Origin of the sequence: Actinomadura sp. NPDC049753 (assembly GCF_040674655.1) — a bacterium.
GTDB lineage: Bacteria > Actinomycetota > Actinomycetes > Streptosporangiales > Streptosporangiaceae > Spirillospora > Spirillospora verrucosospora.
Map to the genome: position 1 here is coordinate 1 of NZ_JBFARL010000405.1, position 2,756 is coordinate 2,756.

The 2,756-nt window shown below is 76.3% G+C and carries 2 protein-coding genes and 1 pseudogene; all 3 read right to left on the reverse strand.

Translation table 11 applies throughout. The features are described 5' to 3' along the window. Positions 1-311: pseudogene (locus tag AB0K37_RS41595) on the reverse strand (hypothetical protein); the annotation flags it as partial. Between the two features lie 2 nt (positions 312-313). After that, positions 314-1,642, reverse strand: coding sequence for a VWA domain-containing protein (locus tag AB0K37_RS41600; RefSeq protein WP_363991594.1), 1,329 nt, complete (start codon positions 1,640-1,642; stop codon positions 314-316). Further along, positions 1,639-2,756 (reverse strand): protein phosphatase 2C domain-containing protein (locus tag AB0K37_RS41605; RefSeq protein ID WP_363991597.1); only part of this gene is annotated, 1,118 nt, incomplete at its 5' end. The genes AB0K37_RS41605 and AB0K37_RS41600, both read right to left, overlap by 4 nt.

Genomic DNA, 2,756 nt, shown 5'->3' on the forward strand with positions numbered 1-2,756 from the left:
CCCCCCCCCCCCCCCCCCCGCGCCGCGCCCGGCCCGGACGGGACGGGCACCGCGGGCTCGGGCTCCGGCGGGGCCGCGGGCTCGGGCGACGGCGTGGGCTTGCCGCCGCCGATGGCGAAGTCGTAGCCGCACGCCTCGCAGAAGCGGTCGGTGCTGGGGGTCCCGCAGTCGGGGCACGGAGTCCCGCCCAGCGACGGCTGCGGGCCGGACGGGAGGGAGGCCGCGCCGGTGGGGGCGCCCTCGATGCGCTCGCCGCAGACGTCGCAGTAGTCCTGTGCCTGCGAGGTGTGTCCGCTGGGGCAACTCGCCATGGTCAGCCCTCGCCCCTCCGGGTGGTCACCGTCTCGTCCTTGCGGGTTCGGACCGTCTTGCTGGAGCGCGTGTCGAGCTCCATCTCATCGGCCTTGTTGACGTCGCGCTTCAGCCGGACGGTACCGCTCGCCTCGTCCACGACGTCCACCACCTTGCGGAGCATCGCGGTGATCTCGTCGTTGCCCGCCTCGCCCGCGAGCACCACGGCCCGGCCGAGCCGCGCCGTCGCGGTGTCGAGGTCGCCGTCCTTGCGGGCCTGGAGGCCCTCCTGGATCGCCGCGGCCAGCTCCGCCTGCCCGGTGTAGCCCGCCACCCGCGGGTTGATGCGGGTGGACTTCGCCTCGTCGTCGGTCCACTCGGCGAGGACGTTCGCGGTCGCGACGACGCGCGCCTCCTCGCCCGGCGGGCCCGGCACGACGAGCTTCACCCACGCGGCGCGCAGCTCCTTGCCGACCTCGCCCGGCGGCACCTCGACGCAGATGTGGTAGTCGCGGCTCTCGGCGCCCCACGCGCCGAGCGGGTAGTCGCCGGCCTGCGGCGCTGACTCCGCGCGCTTGCCGGTGAGGTCCTCCACCGCCGGGGAGACCTGCTTGACGAACCGCAGCCGCGCCGTCTGCGGCGTCCACACGCGCAGGGCGACGTCGGCGACGGACTTGCCCATCGCCGCCTCCGTCATGGCGCGGAAGTCCTCGACCAGCCCGGCCGGGTCGGCCACCATGCCGACGCCGCCGAGCAGCGCGGACGCGACCTTGCGCAGCTCGGCGACCTCCCAGTCGGTGCCGACGCCGCGGCAGTCGCAGACGAAGCGCCCGCCGCAGCGGGCCAGGGCCGCGTCGAGCTCCTCGGCCGTCTCGTGCTGGTTCTTGCCGTCGGTCAGCAGGATCGCGTGCCGGATGCCGTCGCGGCCGCCGAAGATGTCGTCGGCCAGCCGCAGCCATGATCCGATCGCGGTGCCGCCGGACGCCCTCAGCCGGCTCAACGAGTGCTTGGCCTCCGCGCGGGTCTCCGGCGTCGCCGGGACCGTCCCCTGGTGCCGGGGGAAGACCATCGTGGCCGTGTTGGAACCGGAGACGACGGCGAACTCCACGCCGTCGCGCAGCGTGTCGACCGCGACCTGCGCGGCCGCGATCGCCGCGCGCAGCTTGGTCTCGGGGAAGGACATCGAGCCTGAGGTGTCGATGATGACGACCTCGGACGCCCGGGCCGAGGACGGGAGGGGGGCGCCCTCGGCCGCGCCCGCCTCGACGGACACGATGGCGTGCACCTCGCGGCCGCCCTCGGGCAGGTACTTGTTCTGGTCGACGGTGATGCTGAACTGCGGCTCCCTCATCGGGGCTCCTCCGTGCTCTGGGGGATGCTCTCGTGGACGCGGCCGCCGGAGCCGCCGGGGGAGGGGACCGGGATCACGGCGACGGTGATGTTGTCGCGGCCGCCGGCCTCCAGCGCGCGGCTCACCAGCGTCCGCGCGGCGCCGAGCGGGTCGGCCGCCGGGCCCGGGGACTCGCCGCCGGGGCCGGCCAGCAGGGCCGCCAGGTCGGCGGCGGCCGGGAAGTAGTTCCAGAGTCCGTCGCTGCACACCAGCAGCGTGCCGGGACCGCCGGGCCGGAACGTCGCCACGTGCGGGCTGACCTGCCCGGCGTCGGCGCCCAGCCACGCGGTGATGACGTGCGCGTTCGGGTGCGCCTCCGCCTCCGCCTCGGTCAGCGACCCCTCGGCGACCATGAACGCGGCCCACGAGTCGTCCTCGGTGAGCCGGCGGGACGCGCCGAGCTCGGCCATGTCTCCGGTGCTGACCTCGGCCCCGTCGATCTCGTCGGGCGCGGGCCCCTCCGCGGCGTCCCCGCCGGACCCGGCGGTGCCGTCCGCGGCCAGCCAGTAGGCGCGGCTGTCCCCGATCCAGCCGACCGTGACCGCCGGGCCGCGCGTCACCGCGGACACGTAGGTGCACGACGGCGCGTCGGACGGCGAGGTGGCGAGCGCGGCGACGGCGGCGGCCGCGCGCAGCGCCGCGTGCCGGGTGGCGTCCTCGGCGTCCTCCCCGGCGTCGAGCCGCGCCACCAGCTCGCCGAGGCCGGTGTCGGCCGCGGCGCGGGACGCCTCGTCGGGACGCTGCGAGGACCCGACGCCGTCGGACACGACGGCCGCGACGCCGGACAGGTGCGCGGCGAGGGCCAGCGCGTCCTCGTTGCGGCTGTAGCGGCGGCCGCGGTCGCTCGCGCCCGCCGCGACGACCGGGCGGGTGCCGTTGCCGCCGGACGCGGCCGGCAGCTCGATCTCGACGTGGTCGCGTGCGGCCGGCTGGCGCAGGCCGCACGTCTCGCAGTAGCCGTCGGCGTCGATCGCCGTCCCGCCGCATCCGGGACGACGAGAAGGCCTTCGAGGAGATGTGGCGCCGCGTCGGCCTGTCGGTCGACTGGAGCCACCTCTACACCACCATCGGCGCC